This is a genomic window from Caballeronia sp. GAWG1-1 (assembly GCF_023631465.1).
In the GTDB taxonomy this organism is placed as follows: Bacteria; Pseudomonadota; Gammaproteobacteria; order Burkholderiales; family Burkholderiaceae; genus Caballeronia.
The window spans coordinates 16,439-36,958 of the sequence record NZ_JALQDB010000011.1; the positions used below are offsets into that span (position 1 = coordinate 16,439).

The window sequence follows — 20,520 nt, forward strand, 5'->3', positions numbered from 1 at the left end:
CATTCTTGCGACGAATCGGTTGCGTTGACGCATTTCGACGATTCTCAGCGCGTCGCTAAGTTGCGATGCCGCGTACTCACGCGCCGCCAGTACAGAAAGAGGCCGATGCCCGCCACGCCGAGACTCACCGTATTGGCTATCCAGAAGCCGCGCGCGCCTTGCAGCCACTCGGGCACCATGCCGCCGACATCGAAGCCGAGCAGATAGCCGCCGCCGAGGCCGATGCCCCACAGCGCGATCGCGTAGATGACGGTCGGCACGAGCGTGACCTTGTAGGCCCGCAGGATGAACGCCGTGGTGATCTGCAGCGCGTCGCAGAGGTGATAGAAGAAGATGATGAAGACGAGCGGCATCGCGGCGGCGATCACGTGGGCGTCGGGCGTGTAGGCGGCGATGATCTGCGGCCGCGCGGCAAGCAGGATCACGCCGTACACCAGCGCCAGCACGCACGCCATGCCGATGCCGTGCCGCGAGATCGAGGCCGCGTCGTCCAGACGCTTTGCGCCGAGCGCCTGCGACACCAGCGTCGACGACGCGATCCCGATGGCAAGCGGCGTCATGTAGAGCACCGCGCCGAGGTTGCCCGCGATCTGATGTCCCGCGAGCGTGGTCGTGCCGAAGCGCGAGATGAAGAGCGCCATGAACGTGTACGACGTCACTTCGATGAGATACGAAAGCCCCATCGGAATGCCGAGACGCAGCAGCGCCATCTGCCGCTTCCACACGGGCCAGCAAAAGCGCGCGAAGATGCCGAACGGCCGGAAGAATTCCACGCGCAGCAGCACCGTGATTCCGCCGATGGCGAGCGCCCAGTTGATGAGCGTGCTCGCAAGCGCGCAGCCGGGACCGCCGAGCGCGGGCACGCCGAAACCGCCGAAGATGAACCAGGTATTGAGCGGAAACTTGAGCACGAGCCCGCCGACTTGTAGAAACATCACGAGCCGCGGTTTGCCGACCGCGTTCGCCAGCGAGCTATACACGCGAAACACGAGACTCGCGGGCAGCCCGAACGAGAGAATGCGCAAGTAGTCCACCGTGCGGTCATGCAGCGCGGGCGGCGCTTTCGCGAGACTCAGCAGCGGTTCGGGAAAGTAGAGCAGCACGAAGCCGATCACCATGAGTACCGAAGCGAGCCACAGCGCCTGCCGCGTTTCCTCGCCGATTTCCGCCTCGCGGCCCGCGCCGAAGAGTTGCCCGGCAATCGGCTGGAGCGCGACGAGAATGCCCGTCAAGCCGATATACACCGAGATATAGACGGACGAACCGAGCCCGAGCGCCGCGAGATCGGTGGCGGAGAAGCGGCCGACCATCGCGGTATCGATCACGCCGAACGCGATCACCGCAAGCTGGCCGATCAGCACGGGCCAGGCAAGCGCGCCGATCTTGCGGACATCGCTCAGCATGCCCGTGGCGGCTTTGGAAGACACGGCGGCGCCCATGCGTTATTGCACCCGGCGCAGGCTTTTCGGACGCAGCGGCTTCTTGACCGGCGGCGTGGGGCGCGCAATGCGCACGTAGAGGCGGAAGCGCTCGTCGCGGTCGGCCACGCGCCGGCCTTCCCAGACGAGCTTCCATTCGAACGCCGAGATGGACGGCGGATCGCCGTAATCCGCGCGATCCTGACGCAGCACCACGTCGCAATCTTCGTCGAACGCGAAGTGCATGCCGCCGAAGTACGCGAAGGTGGCGATCTGCGCGTCGCCGAGACGCGCGGGCGAGATGCAGTTGTAGTCGGGCGGAAGATGATCGGCAATCTGCTCCGCGACATCGCGATACGTCCGGCTGTAGTTGACGACCGGCAGCCATAAAGTCATGAGCAAGACCCACATCAGCGTGGTGCCCGCGCTCGATAGCACGACGCTGCGCCACAGCACCTTCGGATGGCGTGCAAGCCGCCAGCGCGCGAGCAGGAACCAGCACGCCGTCACCGCGACCGCGCAGACGAACGAAATGAGCTTGAATTCAGGATGAAAACCGGGCGCGAGGCGCGCGAGATTGCGGGCCATGGGCGCGGGAAAGCCGAACATGCCGGCCGTCCACACGAGCCAGACGAGCGTGCCGATGATCGTGAAACTGAGCATGGCGAACCAGTCGATCGCGTTGATCGCGCCGCGTTTCAAGGTCGGCAGCGCGAAAGTCGCGAGCACGGACAGCGGCGGCAGCAGCAGCAAGAAGAGGCGATTGGTTTCGCGCGCCTGCAGCACGACGAGCACGAGCAGCGGTCCGATCACGGACAAGGGCACGGCGACGTGCGGCGAGCGGCGCATGCCGCCCCAGCTCACGAAGGCCCAGATTGCAAGCGGCCAGGCGGGCCAGGTGAAGAGCGGCAGGTTCTTCATCGCGTAGCCGAACACGAGCGACGGCGGCCCGGAGAAAGTATCGAAGCTGTTGCGCCACCATTGACGCAGCCACCATTCGCCGTCGTCGGGGAAGAAATGCAGCGTCGGCAGCACCCACACGGCGATCAGCACGACGGCGACGGGCAGGCCGTAGATCAGCAGCGGCGCGGCGCGCACCTGACGCACGATGATGGTCATTGCAAGCGTGCATAGCAAAAGCGCGAACACCAGCACGGGCGAGCTCGACAAGCCGACCACGCCGATTGCCGCGCCCCACACGAGCGCACCGTGAATCGGCTTGTCGATGCTGCGAACGAGGCCGTAGATGAGCATCGCGGTGCCGGCGAACTGCGCGAGCTGCGGCGTGGTTTCGTGACCGCGCTCGGCGAGCCCGAAGCAGGCAAGGAGAATCAGCAAGGCGCCGTCGGCGAGCGTGCGGCCGTAGTCGCGCGGCTCGGGTTCGCCGCCGAACGCGTATTTGAATGGCTGGGCTTCGTCGCGCCGGCCAAGCAGATAGGCCGTGTACCAGACGAACGCGCACGCGATGGTGAAGAGCAGGCCCGTGACCACGCGCGAGGCGTTGCTGGCATCGACCCACGGACTCAGGATCCGGATCGACGATGCCCCGAGCCAGTACATCAGCGGGCCGTCGCCCGTGAGCGCCTTGCCGACGAGATTGGGCAGCAGCCAGTCGCGCGCGTCGCCGTTGGCCATCGTCCACATCACGCCGAAGCCCGCCGCGTCCTCGTTCTTCCACGGGTCGCGGCCGAACAGCCCGAACGACGCGTAGACGATACAGATGGCGAGCAGCAGCCAGCGCGGCAGGGCGCTGGTGGCGGAGGCGGTCAGACGAACGACAGATCGCATGCGTGAGGGCTTATCGAGAGAAACGGGCAGTGCGCCGTGCGTTGGTGCGTGCGGGTAGGTTGCCAGGTGCGTGCAAGCGCGGCGGGGGCCAGAGCATCCGGCATTGTAGACGCGCGCCTCGGAGTGCGTCAGTGTCGACGGGCTCGCGGTAACGCCGTGCAACAACCCTTACCGTTTTGCCGTGCAGCATCATGGAAACGGCAGAGACAAAAAAGGGCAGCCAGAGCTGCCCTTTTTGCTGAAGCGGTGGTCCGTCTTACTTCTTGGTGGAGAAGCGAGCGAACTTGTTGTTGAACTTCTCGACGCGGCCTGCCGTGTCCATGATCTTTTGCTGACCGGTGTAGAACGGATGCGATTCCGACGACACTTCGATCTTCGCGAGCGGGTACGACTTGCCGTTGAATTCGGCGGTTTCGCGCGTCTGGATGGTCGAGCGGGTCACGAAACGGAAGTCGTTCGACATGTCGACGAACAAAACTTCGCGATAATTCGGGTGAATGCCTTCTTTCATGGTCTTTCCTGGTATCTGGCGGTAGCCAACCCGTTGCGTCTTGGGTTCAAGGCGCTCGTGCGAGTCACTTGCCTAGGGTCGAAAAACGGCGATTATGCCAGAAAATCAGACCCTTGACATCTTTTTGGGAAGCTTTAGACGAGGGCGTCGACACCCGCCGGGTCCTGCCGGTAATAGCGCGCAAGCAGGCGATACAACTCGGGATACTCCGCTTCGAAGGGTTTCGGCGTAACGAACAGCGCCTCGCTGCAGACCGCGAAAAACTCGGATGGATGATCCGTCGCGTAGGGATCGATCAGCGATTCGCGCTCGAAGCGGCCGAAACGGCGCTGCGGCACCGCGTCGACGCGGGCGCAGAATCGGTCATAGGCGTTATCGAAGACATCGGCCCATGCGGTCGAGTCGAGCGGCGCGTGCCAGCGTCGATAGAGCGGCGGATGACCATCGGCCTCGCCGTTCACCATGTCGATCTTGTGGGCGAATTCGTGGATCACCACGTTGTAGGCGTCGGCGCCATCGGCCATCTGGGCATCTTCCCACGAGAGCACGACCGGGCCGCCTTCCCATGCTTCGCCGCTGGCATCGTGTTCCACTTCGTGCACGACGCCGTCCTGATCTTCCACCGTCTTTTTGATGACGAACTCGCCCGGATAGACAATCACGCCGACCCAGCCGCGATAAAGGTCGAGACTGAGGTTGAGGACGGGCAGGCAGGCTTGCGCGGCGATGGAGACGATCATGGCGTCGGTCAGTTCGAGATCGTGCGCGGTCGAAAATTCCTTTTGCGCGATGAAGAGACTCGCGGTCTCGCGCAGACGTTCGAGGTCGGCAGGATTCAGGTGGCCGAAGCACGGATACGCATCGAGGGTGCGCCGCCACAGGCTTTCGTCGATCGCGTATTTGCGCAGCGTGCGCTCGCGGCGTTGCGCGCCGAACCAGCGGGTGAAGGGATTGGTCATCGATTGAGGCGTTGGAAGCGCGATAGACCGGATTGTACGGATGGGGGACGACCGTGGGCAAAATGCGCTGCTTGCGGGATCGGCTGGAGCTGTCGCCACGCGGATAGAGGGGCCGGCAAACGCGAATCGACATCAGCCGACAGTGACGACATAAAAAAACCGCCTGACCGAAGGCAGGCGGTTTTTTCTCGACGCAGAAGCGAATGGCAAATCAGCTGCCACCACGCCGCATCAAGTCGAAGAACTCGGAATTGCTCTTCGTCTGACGGATCTTGTCGAGCAGGAATTCCATGGCTTCAACTTCGTCCATGTCGTGAATGAACTTGCGCAGCACCCAAACCTTTTGCAGCAGGTCCGGCTTGATCAGCAGTTCCTCGCGGCGCGTGCCCGACTTGTTCAGATTGATCGACGGATACACGCGCTTTTCCGCGAGACGCCGTTCCAGGTGCACTTCCATGTTGCCGGTGCCCTTGAACTCTTCGTAGATCACGTCGTCCATGCGGCTGCCGGTTTCGATCAGCGCGGTGCCGATGATCGTGAGCGACCCGCCTTCCTCGATATTGCGCGCGGCGCCGAAGAAGCGCTTCGGACGCTGCAGCGCGTTGGCGTCGACACCGCCCGTCAGCACCTTGCCAGAGGCCGGCACGACCGTGTTGTAGGCGCGTGCGAGACGCGTGATGGAGTCGAGCAGAATCACGACATCGTGCTTCATTTCGACCAGGCGCTTGGCCTTTTCGATCACCATTTCCGCGACTTGGACGTGGCGCGCGGCAGGTTCGTCGAAGGTGGAAGCGATCACTTCGCCCTTGACCGAACGCTGCATTTCCGTGACTTCTTCCGGACGCTCGTCGATGAGCAGCACGAACAGCACGATATCCGGGTGGTTCGACTTGATGGCATGCGCGATGTGCTGAAGCATCACCGTCTTGCCCGACTTCGGCGACGCCACGAGCAGACCGCGCTGGCCCTTGCCGATAGGCGAGATCATGTCGATGATCCGGCCGGTGACGTTTTCCTCGCCGCGCATTTCGCGCTCGAGCGGCAACGGCTTATTCGGATGCAGCGGCGTGAGGTTCTCGAACATGATCTTATGTTTCGAGGCCTCGGGCGGCTGCCCGTTGACTTTGTCGACCTTCACCAGCGCGAAATAGCGCTCGCCGTCTTTCGGCGTGCGCACTTCGCCTTCGATGGTGTCGCCGGTGTGCAGATTGAAGCGGCGAATCTGCGACGGGCTGATATAGATGTCGTCCGTACTCGCGAGATACGAAGTCTCGGGTGAACGCAAGAAGCCGAAGCCGTCGGGCAGCACTTCAAGCGTGCCGTCGCCGAAAATCGTGTCGCCACCCTTGGCGCGCTTTTTAAGTATGGCGAACATGAGTTCCTGCTTGCGCAGGCGGTTCGCATTTTCGATCTCGAGGCCATTGGCCATCTCGATCAGTGCAGACACGTGCTGAGACTTGAGCTCGGATAAATGCATACGGATTTCCCGCCAGGGAGAAGAGGTACGACAGAAAGATTTGGGAGAAGAGGTGAGCGGAACCGCTCTAGGACTTAGTACTTCTTGAACTCTTGTAATTCTAGCATAGCACACGCGACGCGAGCCTTAGGTTGGCCGGGGGCGGGGCTTTGGCGCCGATGTTGTCGGTGGACAACATCGGCGCTGTGGTTCAAGCGCGGTTCAAAGGCCGACGATGCTGGCTCCGAACCGGTCGAGCTATTACAGGTTGCTGTCCAGGAACGCGGTCAACTGCGACTTCGACAGCGCGCCGACCTTCTGCGCGGCCACTGCGCCGTTCTTGAACAGGATCAGCGTGGGGATACCGCGCACGCCGAACTTCACCGGCGTCGATTGATGCTCGTCGACGTTGATCTTCGCGATTTGCAGGCGATCGCCGTAATCCTTTGCGACTTCATCGAGGATCGGGGCAATCATCTTGCACGGACCGCACCACTCGGCCCAGAAATCGAGCAGAACAGGTTTGTCCGACTTGACGACGTCTTGTTCGAAAGATGCGTCGCTGATGTGCTTGATTGATTCGCTCATTGTCTGAATACCTCTATTGATTCGAGGCCCGCGTTTGAATGCTCGCCACGATACACCAAAACAGTAAAAGATTTTCGTCGCCGCTTGGGCGAGACGAAGCCGGCTTACCACGTCTGACGAGCCTTGCGGACTGGCCGCATGGACGATGAAGCATGCGCCGCACGTGATTCAACGCTCATCTTAGCTTAATTTGCTATCTGTCGCCGATGCCGATAGGCGCCGTCGCGCAGCCCTTCATTGCTCAACTGGAGGCGCATTCGGGCAATGCAAGAGCGGAGCCGCATGCAGTCGGCGACGTGCTCGCGAGGTCTATCGGGCGCGGCTATCGGCGTGATATGATTCGACGTGACGGGCCTCCTCGCATGGTGGCGCGGTCAACCTGGTCAGGTCGGGAACGAAGCAGCCACAGCCGCTTTCCACCAGTGCCGAGGGTCGGGCTCGTCACCTTCCGCTTTATTTGCGTTTTTCCGGCTTCAATCTCCGCGGTTTCCTGCTTCACTCTCCTCTGGTTTTTAGTCGATTCGCTCGCATCTACGCGACTTGAATCCGCATCTTCACGCGTGCTCCGGATGCGCCGGACAGCCGCTTTCGGCGGCGTTTGCCGCTAGTCGTTGCTGATACAATTTCGCGCATGACCTATCAAGTTCTCGCACGCAAATGGCGGCCGAAATCGTTCGAGTCGCTCGTCGGCCAGGAGCACGTCGTTCGTGCGCTCACGCACGCGCTCGACGGTGGCCGCCTGCATCACGCGTATCTTTTCACGGGTACGCGCGGCGTCGGCAAGACCACGCTTTCGCGCATCTTTGCAAAAGCGCTCAACTGTGAAACCGGCGTGACCTCGAAGCCGTGCGGCGTGTGCCGCGCTTGCCGGGAAATCGACGAAGGCCGTTTCGTCGATTACGTCGAAATGGATGCGGCGAGCAATCGCGGTGTCGACGAAATGGCGGCGCTGCTCGAGCGCGCGGTTTATGCACCGGTCGACGCGCGCTTCAAGGTCTACATGATCGACGAAGTGCACATGCTCACGAACCACGCGTTCAACGCCATGTTGAAGACGTTGGAAGAGCCGCCTCCGCATGTGAAGTTCATTCTCGCCACGACCGATCCGCAGAAGATTCCGGTCACCGTGCTGTCGCGCTGCCTCCAGTTCAATCTGAAGCAGATGCCCGCGGGACATATCGTGTCGCATCTGGAGAACATCCTCCAGCAAGAGAGCATTGCTTTCGAAGTGCAGGCGCTGCGGTTGTTGTCGCGCGCGGCGGACGGCAGCATGCGCGACGCGCTTTCGCTGACCGATCAGGCTATCGCCTATTCGGCCAATCAGGTGACCGAGGAAGCCGTGCGCGGCATGCTCGGCGCGCTGGATCAAAGCTATCTGATCCGCCTGCTCGATGCCCTCGCCGCAAGCGATGGCGCGGGCGTGCTCGCCATCGCCGATGAAATGGCTTTGCGCAGTCTATCGTTCTCGACCGCGTTGCAGGATCTGGCGAGCTTGCTGCATCGGATTGCGTGGGCGCAGTTCGCGCCGGCATCGGTGCTGGACGAGTGGCCGGAGGCGGGAGATATTCGTCGATTCGCCGAGGGCTTGTCGGCCGAACAGGTTCAGTTGTTCTATCAGATCGCGACCGTCGGGCGCAGCGAGCTGGGCCTCGCGCCGGATGAATACGCGGGCTTCACCATGACGCTTCTGCGCATGCTCGCGTTCGAACCCGCTGGCGGGCCGGGCGGAGGTGGCGGTGGCGGGCTCGTGGTGAGCGCGCCGCAAAGCGTGAAGGGCGCGCGCAATGCGGCGCTCGCGGGAGCTATGGCGGAGCGGGCCGTGGCGCCGGCACCGGTGGCTCGCGATGGAGTTTTGGCGGATCGAGCGGGCGCGCGGCACCAGATTAGCGACCGTTCTTTTGAGAAGTTGGCTGAGTGGGGTGAAGCGGCTGTTTCGACATTGGATAAGCACGGCGCACGGTCTGCGAGCTCGGCGAAGGTCGGGCCACGTGACGCATCCGACGAGCTTGCGGGCGCTGAAGCGAAGCGCAGCGTCGAATCGGCTGAATCAGTCGCGAAGCCAGTCGGCGCATCCGATGCACGAGAATCGGCGATGGCGGATGCGGCATCGCGTGCGGCTTACGCCGGTTCCGCGGACTTGCGGGACGGAGGAAGTGCCGCTCCTTCGGGCGCAAAGAACGCGACCTCTGGCGATTCGACTGCGCTTGCAAACATGGCTGGCTTGTCAAGCGCATCGAGAGCGGACGTCGGTTATTCAGCTTTAGTGTCGGACAGCGCCGCATCTTCAGGCGCGCAGACGGCCACTGCCAATCCCGCTCCTGTTGCAGATAGCGCCACGCCTTCAGGCGCACGGGATATTGCCGCTGCCGATTCGGCCGCGCCTCTGAACACCATCGCATCTTCAAGCGATGCACCAGTGGCGCGGAAAGACTTCGATTCGGCCACGCCGAGCGCCGCATCTTCAGATGTGCGGAAGGCCGACTCTGCCGAGTCGCCTTCTGTAGCTGAGGCCGCCGAATCGCCGCTCGCGCAAGGCACAGGACAGATCGTTCAGGCCAATACGCCATCTGCTGTCGGGAATGCACGAGACGTTGTGTCCGACGAAGTGCCAGTCGCATCGGCGCCGCTGTCTGCCGCGGCTCGGCAAGCTGTAGACGAGGCTTCTAATAATGGCGCGTCCGAAACCGCGTCGCCGTCTGCCGGATCAGTCGCGCCGCGCAGCGCCGCAGGTGGCGCGAGGGATGCGCTCGAAGTATTGCGTAGTGCGGGCATGCGACTTTCATCGGATCGCGGTGGAAGAGGCGCGGCGGCCGCGCCAGCGGGCGCTCCTGCTGCAACGAAACTTGCCGTGCCGAAGCCCTCGGTTCCCGTGCCGACGCCGCGCCGCGTCGCGCCGCGCGCCAGCGCGGGCTCTGACTTACAGGCGACGCCCGCGGCAGACAACGCGGGTGCTGATGCCATTGGCGGGAGCAACGTCGGCCTCGACAATGGCGTTCGCGGGCGCAGCGCCGGCGTGGGCGGCAACGTTCGCGTCGACAGCAAGGGCAACGGTAGCGCCAACACCAACACGAACGCCAGCGTCGACAATACCGCTCGCGCCGGCAATGACGCCAACGCGAAAGCAATCCCCAAGGTCATCCCTCCTTGGGAAGACATGCCGCCCGACGACTACCCGCCACCCGGATCGGAGGATGAATACTTCTCCGCCGCTCCCGACGACGGCTACATGCCCGCGTTCGATAACGCACCGGACGACATGCGCTTCGGCAACGAACCCGCGCCCGCGGCGAAGCCCGCGCCGAAGATCGACGCCACGCCGCTGCCGCCCGCCGTGCCGCTCGACGCTATCGGCATCGCGGGAGAATGGGCGACGCTCGCGGTCGATCTGCCGCTCAAGGGCATCGCATACCAGCTCGCGTTCAACAGCGAACTGACCGCCTGCGACGCCAGTTCGCTCACGCTCGTCGTTCCCGTGCCGCAATACGCGGACGCCGCGCAAGTCGCCAAGCTCAAGACCGCGCTCACGGAGAAACTCGGCCGCGCGCTCGAGGTCAATGTGTCGGTTGCGCCCGCACGCCGCACCGCCGCCGCGCTCGACGCCGCCGAACGCGCTAAACGCCAGCAGCAAGCCGAGCAGGAAATCAGGCAAGACCCGTTCGTGCAATCGCTCATTCGCGATTTCGGCGCGAGCATCGTGCAGGGATCGATCAAGCCGGTTGCCGCAACGGGCGCGAATCCTTCGGGCGCGTCTTCTGTAAGATAAGCCATCCCGCGAGGCGCGCCGTCAGAAGCCGCGCCGCGAACGAATCAACCGGGCGCACGGGCATTTTCGCCTGAGCGTCTGCCCGTCATACGCACTATCCGTTTCAAGGAGCCGAATCATGATGAAGAACCAACTCGCCGGGCTGATGAAGCAAGCTCAGCAAATGCAGGAAAACATGAAGAAGATGCAGGATCAGCTCGCGCTGATCGAGGTCGAAGGCCAGTCCGGCGCCGGTCTCGTCAAGGTGACGATGACCTGCAAGAACGACGTGCGCCGCGTGCAGATCGACCCGAGCCTGCTCGCCGACGACAAGGACATGCTCGAAGACCTGGTTGCCGCCGCGTTCAACGACGCCGTGCGCAAGGCCGAAGCCACCACGCAGGAAAAGATGGGCGGCATGACGGCCGGCATGCCCATGCCGCCCGGCTTCAAGCTGCCGTTTTAAGCGCGTGGCCGAAGGCGCACGCGGCGTTTGCCGCGCTTTCGGCCCGCCCATGAGGACACATGAAACAACCATCCGCCTTGTCGGCGCTCGTCGAAGCGCTGCGTGCGCTGCCCGGCGTCGGCCCGAAGTCGGCGCAGCGCATGGCGTATCACCTGATGCAGCACGACCGCGCGGGCGCCGACAAACTCGGCAACGCGCTGTTGTTCGCGACCGGGCATCTGAAGCACTGCGAGAAGTGCAATACCTTCACCGAAGCCGACATCTGCGAAGTATGCAGCGACGAAGAACGCGATTCCGCGCTTCTATGCGTCGTCGAGACGCCGGCCGATCAGATCATGCTGGAGCAGACGCTCACGTATCGCGGGCTCTACTTCGTGTTGATGGGCCGGCTGAGTCCGCTCGACGGCATCGGGCCGAAGGAAATTCACTTCGAGCGGCTCATCAACCGCGCGCTCGACGGCACCGTGAATGAAGTGGTGCTTGCCACCAACTTCACCAACGAAGGCGAGGCGACCGCGCACTATCTGGCACAGACGCTCAAGTCTAAAGGGCTGAAGGTCACGCGGCTCGCGCGCGGCGTACCGGTGGGCGGCGAACTCGAATACGTCGATGCCGGCACCATCGCCCGCGCGATGCTCGACCGCCGCTCGGTGTGAGAAAAGATCAAGGACTGCATCGATGACAGAAACCGAAGCACTCGCGCTCGCGACGCATCGACATTACAAGGGCGGGCTGTATCGCGTGATCGGCGTCGCGCGGCACTCGGAAACCGAGGAAGCCATGATCGTCTACGAGCATCTCTGGCCGCATGATCGCGGTTTGTGGGTGCGGCCCGCCGCGATGTTCAACGAGACGCTCGCCGACGGCACGCCGCGCTTCAAGCCACTCGACATCCCACTTTAAAAATTGGCGGAGACGAACGACATGACCGCATCGACGGGCCCGCTTGCCGGCGTCAAGGTGCTGGAACTCGGCACGCTCATCGCGGGACCGTTCGCGGCGCGCTTCATGGGCGAATTCGGCGCGGATGTCATCAAGATCGAAGATCCGAAGGGCGGCGATCCGCTGCGCAAGTGGCGCAAGCTGTATCCCGAAGTGGGCGGAACGTCGCTCTGGTGGGCGGTACAGGCGCGCAACAAGAAGTCCGTGACGATCAATCTGAAGGCCGAAGAGGGCAAGGAGATCGTGCGGCGGCTGGCGAAAGAAGCGGATATCGTCGTCGAAAATTTTCGGCCGGGCTTGCTCGAAAAACTTGGGCTCGGCTATGAGGTGCTTTCTGCCGAAAACCCCGGTCTCGTGATGGTGCGGCTCTCGGGATACGGCCAGACCGGGCCGTATCGCGACAGACCGGGCTTTGGCGCGATCGCCGAATCGATGGGCGGCTTGCGTCATATCACGGGCTATCCCGAGTTACCGCCGCCGCGCATCGGCATTTCCATTGGCGACTCCATTGCCGCGCTGCACGGCGTGATCGGCGCGTTGATGGCGCTGCATCATCGGCAGGTGAATGGCGGCAAAGGGCAGGTGGTCGATGTCGCGCTCTACGAAGCCGTCTTCAACATGATGGAAAGCGTGGTGCCCGAGTACGGCGTCTATGGCATGGTGCGCGAGCGCACCGGCGCGTCGCTGCCGGGCATCGTGCCGTCGAATACCTATCCGTGCCGCGACGGCAGCATCGTCATTGGCGGCAATAGCGATCCCATTTTCAAGCGGTTGATGACGGCAATCGACCGCGCCGATCTCGCCGACGATCCCGCGCTCGCTTCGAACGATGGCCGCGTGCCGCGCACGCAGGAAATCGACGATGCCATCGCCGCGTGGTTGTCGACGCGCAGTATCGACGAGGCACTCGCCGTGCTCAACGCCGCCGATGTGCCCGCTGGCCGTATCTACAGCGTGGCCGACATGTTCACCGATCCGCAGTACATCGCGCGTCAAATGCTGCAGCGTTTTCCGTGGCAGGACGGCCGTGAGATCACGCTGCCCAACGTGACGCCGAAGCTGTCCGAGACGCCTGGCGAGACGCGCTGGCTCGGGCCGCAACTCGGTGAACATACGGACGAAGTGCTTCGGTCGCTTGGGTATGCCGAGGACGACATCGCGCGGTTGCGTGCGGCGAACGTGATCTGAGGAAGTCGTTACGCGTAAAAAACGCGAACTCTCGCGGCGGCCCGAAGATGGCCGCGACACCGGTGCCGGCTTGCGCATGGGGCAGGGCGTCGCGCATGCACCGTGGCCCACGACCAACCTTCGAAGCGCCTCAAGGCTCGATCACGATCTTCCCCGTCACGCGCCGGTTCATCATGTCATCGAGGGCTTGCGCGGTTGCATCGAGCGGATAGCGTTTGGTCACCACCGGCAGCAACTTGCCGTCCTTGATCCAGTCCACCATGGTGGCAAATTCGGTATCGGCGATCGCGTGTTCGCGGCGCATGTGATCGCCCCAGAACACGCCGACGATGCTCGCGCCCTTCAACAACGCGAGGTTGAGCGGCAGCTTCGGGATCTCGCCGTTGGCGAAGCCGACCACGAGATAACGCCCGCGCCAGCCGATGCTGCGAAACGCCGGTTCGGCATAGGCGCCGCCCACCGGATCGAATATGACATCGGGACCTTGGCCATGGGTGAGCGCCTTGACGCGCTCGCGCAAGTCTTCGTTTCGATAGTCGATGATTTCATCCGCGCCTTGCTCGCGACAGAACGCGAGCTTTTCCGCGCTCGATGCCGCCGCGATCACGCGCGCGCCGAGAATCTTGCCGATCTGAATGGCCGCGACGCCGACGCCGCCCGCCGCGCCGAGCACGAGGAGCGTCTCGCCCGACTTGAGCGCGCCGCGATCCACGAGCGCGTGATAGGACGTGCCGTAGGCAAGCGTGAAGGCCGCGGCGAGCGCGAGGTCGACGTCGTCAGGCAGCACGACGCAATCCGTTTCCCGAGCACGCGCCTGTTGCGCGAATGCCCCTTGCGCGGTGTAAGCCGCGACGCGCATGCCAGGTTTCACGCGCGTGACGCCCGCACCCACCTCACGCACGATTCCCGCGAGTTCCGCACCCGGCGTAAATGGCAGCGGCGGTTTGAATTGGTACTTGTTCTGGATGATCAGTACATCGGGAAAATTCACGCTCGCGGCCTTCACATCGATGACGATTTCCCCGGCTTCGGGGTGCAAATCCGGCAGCGTTTCGACGGTGAGCGTATCGGGTAATCCGTGTTGGTTGCATCGAACGGCGCGCATGTGTCCTCCTTGATGGGCTGGCGCCAAGTGTAGGGCAGACGGCTGTCTGTGCGCGACCCCGCAAAGCGTGGGCGCGTCATGTTTCCTCGGTTACAATCGCCGGATGCGAATCCTACTCAGCAACGACGACGGCTACCTGGCGCGCGGCATCAACGTGCTGCACGACGCCTTGCAGCCGCTCGGCGAAGTAACGGTGATGGCGCCGGAGCAGAACTGCAGCGGCTCGTCCAACTCGCTCACGTTGTCGCGGCCATTGAGCGTGCATCAGTCGGCTAACGGTTTCAACTTCGTGAACGGCACGCCAACCGACTCGGTGCATATCGCGCTCACCGGCATGCTCGAAACGAGGCCCGATCTCGTCGTGTCAGGGATCAACAACGGCCAGAATGTCGGCGAGGACACGCTCTATTCCGGCACGGTCGCGGCCGCCACCGAAGGCTTCATGTTCGGCATTCCGGCTATCGCGTTTTCGCTCGTCGGGCGTGACTGGCTGCATCTAGAAGATGCGGCGCGCGTGGCCGCCGAAATCGTCGCGCACTTTCTGGATCACCCCATGCCGGGTCATCCGCTTCTGAACGTCAATATTCCGAGCCTGCCGTACGACCAACTGCGCGAGTGGAAGGTCACGCGTCTGGGCAAGCGGCATCCGTCGCAGCCGGTAGTTCGCCAGACCGACCCGCGCGGCAACCCGATCTACTGGATCGGCCCGTCGGGCGACGCGCTCGACGCCAGCGAAGGCACCGACTTTCACGCAGTCGCGAACGGCTTCGTTTCGATCACGCCGCTGCAGCTCGACCTGACTCACACGAAACTCATGGCCGAGACCCGCGAATGGGCGCAAGCCGGGAGCCGTCGCTCATGAGCGACGAGCGCGCCAAGCGCTTCCCGCTGGCGCTCGCGGACCTCGTGCGCGAGCCGCGCAAGCCGGCCGGCCGCACGCAGGACGCGCGCGCCAAGTCGGTGGCGGTATCGACCACGAAAGCCGCTGCCGCGAAGCCGGGCAGTGTGCGCGGCGCGGCTTCAGCGCTCAAGAATCCGGTGAGCGCGGCGGCATCTGCCAAGTCCGCGACCACGGTTTTTCCGGTGCGCTCGGTAGCCCAGCCTGTCGTCAAGTCCGTCGCCAAGGCCGCTGCCAAACCGGCAAGTGGAACCGCGAAACCGGTTCCGGGCGCGAATCGCAGTCCGGCCCAGGCGCCGCATCCCCGAACGAGTGCATTGCGCACCGCGCAGCGTCCCGCCGGACGCGATCTGAACGCGGCATCGACGGCCACGAAAAAGGGCGCGCCCAACGTGGCATTCGCCAGCACGCAGACGCTCGCCTCGGAACGGGTGCGCGAGCGCATGGTCGAACGCCTGCGCACGAACGGCGTGACCGACCCGCGCGTGTTGAACGCCATGTCGGTCGTGCCGCGCCATATGTTCGTCGACCCCGGCCTCGCCGCGCAGGCTTACGAAGATGCCGCGCTGCCGATCGGTCACCATCAGACCATCTCGAAGCCGTCGGTCGTCGCGCGCATGATCGAACTGGTCGCGGCCGGGCGCACGTTGGACAAGGTGCTGGAAATCGGCACCGGTTGCGGCTATCAGGCAGCGGTGCTGTCGCAGGTCGCAACCGAGGTTTATTCGATCGAGCGCGTGCGGCCGTTGTCCGAACGCGCCAAGCTCAATCTTCGGCCGCTGCGTGTGCCGAACATCCGGCTGCATTACGGCGACGGGCGGCTCGGACTGGCTGCCGCGGCGCCGTTCGATGCCATCGTGATCGCGTGCGCGGGACTCGACGTGCCGCAGGCCTTGCTCGAACAACTGGCGATAGGCGGCAGGCTCGTCGCGCCGGTGGGCTCGCAGGCCGCGCAGTCGCAGGTGCTCACGCTCGTCACGCGCGTGTCGGCCACGCAATGGCGGGAGTCGCAGCTCGATCGCGTTTTTTTTGTACCTTTAAAATCCGGAGTGATTTGAAACCGATGAGTATCTTGCGTGCTTTGCGAGAAACGCGTGCGGACGTTCGCCTGACGGCGGCGCAGCGCGGTGTGTGCGTCCTTGCGCTGTCCATGCTGGCGGCCTGTGCGTCGCGGATGGATTCAGCGCCGGTGGTCGACAGAACGGGCGCGCCTATCGCCACAGATGCCGCCGCGCTTGCCAACCAGCCGCCGCCGCCTGGCTATATTCGCGTGAAACCGGGCGACACCCTATATCGGATCGCATTGGAAAACGGTCAGAATTATCACGACATCGCAACGTGGAATAACCTGACGAACCCGAACCAGATCGAAGTCGGTCAACTGGTGCGCGTGGCGCCTCCGGGTGCGAATCTGGCAGCGGCGACGCCGGGCGTGTCGACCGCACCGATCGCGGGTGGCGCGGTGGCTACGCAACCGCTTAACGGCGGCGCGGGGGTCTATGGCACGCCGCAGTCGGGTGCAACGACGCAGCCGCCGTACTACGGTCCGTCGTCGGGCATGGGCGCGGCGCCGGGCGCTGCATCGGGTGCGCTCGCGGGCACCACGCCGGCGCCGGGCGTGGACAGCGCGGCAACGGCTCAACCGGCTTTCATCTGGCCGGCGCGTGGTCCGATTCTAGGCACATTCGACGACGCGAAGAACAAAGGTTTGAACATTGGCGGTGCACCGGGAGATGCAGTCAATGCATCGGCGGATGGCAGGGTCGTCTACTCCGGAAATGGCTTGCGCGGCTACGGGAATCTCATCATCATCAAGCACGACGCGACTTTTCTCACTGCGTACGCACACAACCGCGCTTTGATGGTAAAAGAAGGAGACGCGGTGACCAAAGGTCAAAAAATCGCCGAAATGGGTAACAGCGATTCAGACCGTGTGATGTTGCATTTCGAAGTTCGCCGGCAGGGAAAACCTGTTGACCCACTGAAGTATTTGCCGCCGCAATAAAGCGAGCCATCATGCAAAAAACGAAGCGCCGCCAGCCGCAAGCCGAGACTGAGACCATCAGCCGACCGTTGCAAGTGTCGGTGGAAGACGGTGCTTCGACCCGAGACGACGATGCCGAAAACATCGACGTCGATATCGATTCCGACGAAGAAGGCGAAAACCGTAAAAAGGGCGGCGACGAGTCGGGAGAAGGCGCAAACGATTCCGCGCCCGAACCCGACGACTTTCGCTCTCTTTTGCAGGCCGAACTGACGGCCGACACCATTCAGCATTACCTCAATCGCATCAGCGTGAAGCCGCTGCTCACCGTCGAGGAAGAGCAGCGTTATTCGCGTCTTGCCAAGGCGGGCGAGTTCGAGGCGCGCCAGGTCATGATCGAGCGCAATTTGCGGCTGGTGGTGAGTATCGCTAAGGGTTATCTCAATCGCGGCGTGCCTTTGCTCGATCTGATCGAGGAAGGCAACCTCGGTCTCATGCACGCAATCGAAAAATTCGATCCCACGCGCGGTTTTCGTTTTTCGACCTATGCCACGTGGTGGATTCGCCAGAGCATCGAGCGCGCAATCATGAATCAGGCGCGCACGGTGCGCCTTCCGGTGCATGTGATTCGCGAACTGAATCAAGTGTTGCGCGCGAAGCGTCATCTGGAAAAGAACTCGGCGAATTCCACCGATCCCGTCGCGCCCGAGCGCCGCGACGCGAGCATCGAGGATATTGCGTATCTCACCGGCAAGACGCCGGAGGAAGTCACCGATATCCTCGCGCTCAACGAACACACGGCTTCGCTCGATGCGCCGCTCGACCTCGACCCCGGCAGCAGCTTGCTCGATCTTCTTTCGGACGATCAAAGCCAGTCGCCGGATGCCGAAGTTCAGCACCGCGAACTGGAAACGCTCACGCGGCTCTGGCTTTCGCGTCTGTCGGACAAACATCGGCATGTGATCGAACGGCGTTTCGGGCTGAACCATATCGAACCCGCCACGCTCGAAGAACTGGCCGATGAAATGGGCCTCACGCGCGAACGCGTACGGCAAATCCAGCAAGAGGCGCTCGTGCGGCTCAAACGCTTCTTCGCCTCGAACGGCGTGCGAAAGGACGCCGTGCTTTAACGCTCCAAAGCGGCGTTCGAAAGAGCGCCGCGTTTCCAGAATTCAATGACACCGATTCTCGTATTCGACATCGAGACCATTCCCGATGTCGACGGCATTCGCCGTCTCGAAGACTTACCCGACGATCTGTCCGCGCGCGAAGTCGCCGAACACGCGTTCGCCGCGCGCCGCGAGCGCGTAGGCAACGACTTCTTGCCGCATCATCTGCAACGCATTGCCGCCATCTCCTGCGTCTTTCGCGACGACAGCGGTTTTCGCGTGCGCTCGCTCGGCACGAAGACGGATGGCGAGGCATCGCTGATCCAGTCGTTTTATCGCGTGATCGAGAAATACACGCCGCAACTCGTCTCGTGGAACGGCGGCGGTTTCGATCTGCCCGTGCTTCATTATCGTGCGCTCGTGCATGGCATCGCGGCGCCGCGTTACTGGGACTTGGGCCAGGACGATCGCGAGTTCAGGTTCAACAACTACATCAGCCGCTATCACATGCGGCATCTCGACCTGATGGACGTGCTCGCGATGTATCAGGCGCGCGCCAACGCGCCGCTCGATGCACTCGCCAAACTGTGCGGCTTCCCAGGCAAGCTGGGCATGGACGGCGGCAAGGTGTGGGACGCCTATTGCGATGGTCAGATCGACGAGATCCGTAACTATTGCGAAACGGATGTCGTCAACACTTACCTCATGTATTGCCGCTTTCAGATGATGCGTGGCGGACTCACGCCGGACGAGTACGCGGACGAGATCAACTTCGTGAAGAACGCGCTCGCGCTGGAAGCGTCGCCGCATTGGGCCGAATATCTCACCGCATTCGGCCGGTGAGTGCGAGGCCGTGACGTTCGTCTACAATCTCGCCTTTGCCAACACGTCAGTCAGGAAGTACGCAGGTGTCTGAAGCCGCTCGAAAAAATTCGCATCGCCGCCGCGCCGCGCCGGCCAAAACCGTTACGCCCGATCCGTCATTCGTCGCGCCCGAAATCGAAATCGAGTCACTCGACATGGACGCGCGCGGCGTCGGCCGCACGGTCAACGAGAACGGCGAGCCGGGCAAGGTGATCTTCGTCGAAGGCGCGCTGCCCGGCGAACGAGTGAGCTATTCGAGCTATCGCAAGAAGCCGAGTTTCGAGCAGGCGCAAGTGGTGAACGTGTTGCGCGAAGCGGTCATCCGCACGAAGCCGAAGTGTCAGTTCTTCGGCACGTGCGGCGGTTGTTCCATGCAGCATCTCGACGTGCGCGCGCAGATTGCCGTGAAGCAGCGCGTGCTCGAGGACAATCTTCAGCATTTGTCGAAACTGCGCGCGGAAACCATGTTCCGGCCGATTCACGGACCGTCGTGGGGTTATCGCTATCGCGCGCGCCTGACGGTGCGGCACGTAGAGAAGAAGGGCGGCGTGCTCGTCGGCTTTCATGAACGCAAGAGCAGCTATGTCGCCGACATGACGAGCTGCGAGGTGCTGCCGCCGCACGTTTCCGCCATGCTCGTGCCACTGCGGCATCTGGTAGCCGGTTTGTCCATTCGTGACCGCATGCCGCAGATCGAGCTTGCGGTTGGCGCGGACGTGACGGCGCTGGTGTTGCGCATTCTCGAACCGCTCAACGACGCCGACGAAGCGCTTTTGCGCGCCTTTGCCGACGAACACGCCGGCGTGCAATTCTGGCTGCAGCCGAAAGGTCCCGACACGGTTTATCCGTTTTATCCGCTCGAGAGCGAACTGGCTTATACGCTGCCGGAGTTTCACATCCGCATGCCATTCAAGCCGACTGATTTCACGCAGGTGAACCATCAGATCAACCGCGTGCTCGTGGCGCGCGCGTTGAGCCTGCTCGCGCCGGAACCGAACGATCGCGTGCTCGATCTGTTTTGCGGCATCGGCAACTTTACGCTGCCGCTTGCGCGCGTGTCGCGCGAAGTGGTGGGTATCGAAGGAAGCGAAGCGTTGACCACGCGCGCGCTGGAAAACGCGCAGGCCAATGGCGTGGACGGCCATACGTCGTTTGCCTGCCGCAATTTGTTCGAAGTGACTGCCGACGATCTGCGCGCGCTCGGGCACTTCGACAAATATCTGATCGATCCGCCGCGCGAGGGCGCGCTCGCAGTGGCGAAGGCGCTTGCGGACATCGCTCAGAGCGGCGAGGGTTCGCTGCCGAAGCGCATCGTCTATGTGTCGTGCAACCCGGCGACGCTCGCGCGCGACGCCGGCCTGCTCGTCCACGAGGCGGGGTATTGGATGAAGGGAGCGGGCGTCGTCAACATGTTCCCGCATACGTCGCACGTCGAATCCATTGCATTGTTCGAACGCGACTGAAGCGCTTTTATTTAAGAAGGCGCAAAAAAACCGGCCCGA

General features: G+C 63.0%; 18 protein-coding genes and 1 other RNA gene. 12 read left to right on the top strand and 7 right to left on the bottom strand.

The window, feature by feature from the left end; all coding sequences use genetic code 11:
* Nucleotides 1–44 precede the first annotated feature (44 nt).
* The 6 genes from NCT03_RS06505 to trxA all read right to left on the bottom strand — a co-directional run bounded on the left by NCT03_RS06505 (nt 45) and on the right by trxA (nt 6,720).
* Nucleotides 45–1,403 (bottom strand): MATE family efflux transporter, encoded by a 1,359-nt coding sequence (locus NCT03_RS06505; protein ID WP_250492396.1) that lies wholly within the window; start codon nt 1,401–1,403, stop codon nt 45–47.
* Nucleotides 1,404–1,442: 39 nt separating this feature from the next.
* Nucleotides 1,443–3,206: an ArnT family glycosyltransferase gene (locus NCT03_RS06510; protein WP_244825355.1), complete on the bottom strand. Its 1,764-nt coding sequence runs from the start codon at nt 3,204–3,206 to the stop codon at nt 1,443–1,445.
* Between the two features lie 256 nt (nt 3,207–3,462).
* The gene (locus NCT03_RS06515) at nt 3,463–3,717 is read right to left on the bottom strand and encodes a type B 50S ribosomal protein L31 (protein WP_016345518.1); all 255 of its coding nucleotides are present in this window, start codon (nt 3,715–3,717) and stop codon (nt 3,463–3,465) included.
* 134 nt (nt 3,718–3,851) lie between these two features.
* The gene (locus NCT03_RS06520; protein WP_250492290.1) at nt 3,852–4,676 is read right to left on the bottom strand and encodes a M90 family metallopeptidase; all 825 of its coding nucleotides are present in this window, start codon (nt 4,674–4,676) and stop codon (nt 3,852–3,854) included.
* A 211-nt stretch (nt 4,677–4,887) separates the two neighbouring features.
* On the bottom strand, nt 4,888–6,153 hold the full coding sequence (rho, locus tag NCT03_RS06525; RefSeq protein WP_244825353.1) for a transcription termination factor Rho: 1,266 nt from the start codon (nt 6,151–6,153) through the stop codon (nt 4,888–4,890).
* 240 nt (nt 6,154–6,393) lie between these two features.
* On the bottom strand, nt 6,394–6,720 hold the full coding sequence (gene trxA, locus NCT03_RS06530; RefSeq protein WP_008349330.1) for a thioredoxin TrxA: 327 nt from the start codon (nt 6,718–6,720) through the stop codon (nt 6,394–6,396).
* Nucleotides 6,721–7,067: 347 nt separating this feature from the next.
* Between trxA and ffs the strand changes: the two genes are divergently transcribed.
* The 6 genes from ffs to NCT03_RS06560 all read left to right on the top strand — a co-directional run bounded on the left by ffs (nt 7,068) and on the right by NCT03_RS06560 (nt 13,058).
* Nucleotides 7,068–7,166, top strand: an RNA gene (ffs, locus tag NCT03_RS06535) — signal recognition particle sRNA small type.
* A gap of 185 nt (nt 7,167–7,351) precedes the next feature.
* Nucleotides 7,352–10,483: a DNA polymerase III subunit gamma/tau gene (gene dnaX, locus NCT03_RS06540; RefSeq protein WP_250492291.1), complete on the top strand. Its 3,132-nt coding sequence runs from the start codon at nt 7,352–7,354 to the stop codon at nt 10,481–10,483.
* A gap of 118 nt (nt 10,484–10,601) precedes the next feature.
* Nucleotides 10,602–10,928 carry a YbaB/EbfC family nucleoid-associated protein gene (locus tag NCT03_RS06545; RefSeq protein ID WP_244825351.1) on the top strand — a complete coding sequence of 109 codons (327 nt, stop codon included), beginning with the start codon at nt 10,602–10,604 and terminating at the stop codon, nt 10,926–10,928.
* 59 nt (nt 10,929–10,987) lie between these two features.
* Nucleotides 10,988–11,584 (top strand): recombination mediator RecR, encoded by a 597-nt coding sequence (gene recR / locus NCT03_RS06550; protein WP_244825350.1) that lies wholly within the window; start codon nt 10,988–10,990, stop codon nt 11,582–11,584.
* 22 nt (nt 11,585–11,606) lie between these two features.
* Nucleotides 11,607–11,831 carry a DUF1653 domain-containing protein gene (locus NCT03_RS06555; protein WP_045450705.1) on the top strand — a complete coding sequence of 75 codons (225 nt, stop codon included), beginning with the start codon at nt 11,607–11,609 and terminating at the stop codon, nt 11,829–11,831.
* Nucleotides 11,832–11,852: 21 nt separating this feature from the next.
* Nucleotides 11,853–13,058, top strand: a complete 1,206-nt coding sequence (locus tag NCT03_RS06560) for a CaiB/BaiF CoA transferase family protein (protein WP_244825349.1) — start codon at nt 11,853–11,855, stop codon at nt 13,056–13,058.
* A 130-nt stretch (nt 13,059–13,188) separates the two neighbouring features.
* Here NCT03_RS06560 and NCT03_RS06565 read toward each other — a convergent pair whose 3' ends face one another.
* Nucleotides 13,189–14,163 (bottom strand): NADPH:quinone oxidoreductase family protein, encoded by a 975-nt coding sequence (locus NCT03_RS06565; RefSeq protein ID WP_250492292.1) that lies wholly within the window; start codon nt 14,161–14,163, stop codon nt 13,189–13,191.
* 103 nt (nt 14,164–14,266) lie between these two features.
* Here NCT03_RS06565 and surE point away from each other — a divergent pair, with 103 nt between their 5' ends.
* From surE to rlmD, 6 genes are all read left to right on the top strand, one after another.
* Entirely contained in the window at nt 14,267–15,025 is a 759-nt protein-coding gene (gene surE, locus NCT03_RS06570) for a 5'/3'-nucleotidase SurE (protein ID WP_250492293.1), read from the top strand.
* The gene (locus tag NCT03_RS06575; protein WP_250492294.1) at nt 15,022–16,119 is read left to right on the top strand and encodes a protein-L-isoaspartate(D-aspartate) O-methyltransferase; all 1,098 of its coding nucleotides are present in this window, start codon (nt 15,022–15,024) and stop codon (nt 16,117–16,119) included. The genes surE and NCT03_RS06575 overlap by 4 nt, the downstream gene beginning before the upstream one ends.
* A gap of 5 nt (nt 16,120–16,124) precedes the next feature.
* Nucleotides 16,125–17,066, top strand: a complete 942-nt coding sequence (locus tag NCT03_RS06580) for a peptidoglycan DD-metalloendopeptidase family protein (RefSeq protein ID WP_244825345.1) — start codon at nt 16,125–16,127, stop codon at nt 17,064–17,066.
* Nucleotides 17,067–17,077: 11 nt separating this feature from the next.
* Nucleotides 17,078–18,175, top strand: coding sequence for an RNA polymerase sigma factor RpoS (gene rpoS / locus NCT03_RS06585; RefSeq protein WP_250464972.1), 1,098 nt, complete (start codon nt 17,078–17,080; stop codon nt 18,173–18,175).
* Between the two features lie 45 nt (nt 18,176–18,220).
* Nucleotides 18,221–18,997, top strand: a complete 777-nt coding sequence (locus NCT03_RS06590; protein WP_250492295.1) for a 3'-5' exonuclease — start codon at nt 18,221–18,223, stop codon at nt 18,995–18,997.
* Between the two features lie 65 nt (nt 18,998–19,062).
* Entirely contained in the window at nt 19,063–20,481 is a 1,419-nt protein-coding gene (gene rlmD / locus NCT03_RS06595; protein ID WP_250492296.1) for a 23S rRNA (uracil(1939)-C(5))-methyltransferase RlmD, read from the top strand.
* Nucleotides 20,482–20,520 lie beyond the last annotated feature (39 nt).

What these genes read in the sequence shown, in the direction of transcription:
- NCT03_RS06575 (WP_250492294.1), top strand. Translation starts at nt 15,022, where the DNA reads ATGAGCGACGAGCGCGCCAAGCGCTTCCCGCTGGCGCTCGCGGACCTC.
- NCT03_RS06580 (WP_244825345.1), top strand. Translation starts at nt 16,125, where the DNA reads ATGAGTATCTTGCGTGCTTTGCGAGAAACGCGTGCGGACGTTCGCCTG.
- NCT03_RS06515 (WP_016345518.1), bottom strand. Translation starts at nt 3,717, where the DNA reads ATGAAAGAAGGCATTCACCCGAATTATCGCGAAGTTTTGTTCGTCGAC.
- NCT03_RS06545 (WP_244825351.1), top strand. Translation starts at nt 10,602, where the DNA reads ATGATGAAGAACCAACTCGCCGGGCTGATGAAGCAAGCTCAGCAAATG.
- NCT03_RS06520 (WP_250492290.1), bottom strand. Translation starts at nt 4,676, where the DNA reads ATGACCAATCCCTTCACCCGCTGGTTCGGCGCGCAACGCCGCGAGCGC.
- dnaX (WP_250492291.1), top strand. Translation starts at nt 7,352, where the DNA reads ATGACCTATCAAGTTCTCGCACGCAAATGGCGGCCGAAATCGTTCGAG.
- trxA (WP_008349330.1), bottom strand. Translation starts at nt 6,720, where the DNA reads ATGAGCGAATCAATCAAGCACATCAGCGACGCATCTTTCGAACAAGAC.
- NCT03_RS06510 (WP_244825355.1), bottom strand. Translation starts at nt 3,206, where the DNA reads ATGCGATCTGTCGTTCGTCTGACCGCCTCCGCCACCAGCGCCCTGCCG.
- NCT03_RS06560 (WP_244825349.1), top strand. Translation starts at nt 11,853, where the DNA reads ATGACCGCATCGACGGGCCCGCTTGCCGGCGTCAAGGTGCTGGAACTC.
- NCT03_RS06505 (WP_250492396.1), bottom strand. Translation starts at nt 1,403, where the DNA reads ATGCTGAGCGATGTCCGCAAGATCGGCGCGCTTGCCTGGCCCGTGCTG.
- NCT03_RS06590 (WP_250492295.1), top strand. Translation starts at nt 18,221, where the DNA reads ATGACACCGATTCTCGTATTCGACATCGAGACCATTCCCGATGTCGAC.
- recR (WP_244825350.1), top strand. Translation starts at nt 10,988, where the DNA reads ATGAAACAACCATCCGCCTTGTCGGCGCTCGTCGAAGCGCTGCGTGCG.
- rho (WP_244825353.1), bottom strand. Translation starts at nt 6,153, where the DNA reads ATGCATTTATCCGAGCTCAAGTCTCAGCACGTGTCTGCACTGATCGAG.
- NCT03_RS06565 (WP_250492292.1), bottom strand. Translation starts at nt 14,163, where the DNA reads ATGCGCGCCGTTCGATGCAACCAACACGGATTACCCGATACGCTCACC.
- NCT03_RS06555 (WP_045450705.1), top strand. Translation starts at nt 11,607, where the DNA reads ATGACAGAAACCGAAGCACTCGCGCTCGCGACGCATCGACATTACAAG.
- rpoS (WP_250464972.1), top strand. Translation starts at nt 17,078, where the DNA reads ATGCAAAAAACGAAGCGCCGCCAGCCGCAAGCCGAGACTGAGACCATC.
- surE (WP_250492293.1), top strand. Translation starts at nt 14,267, where the DNA reads ATGCGAATCCTACTCAGCAACGACGACGGCTACCTGGCGCGCGGCATC.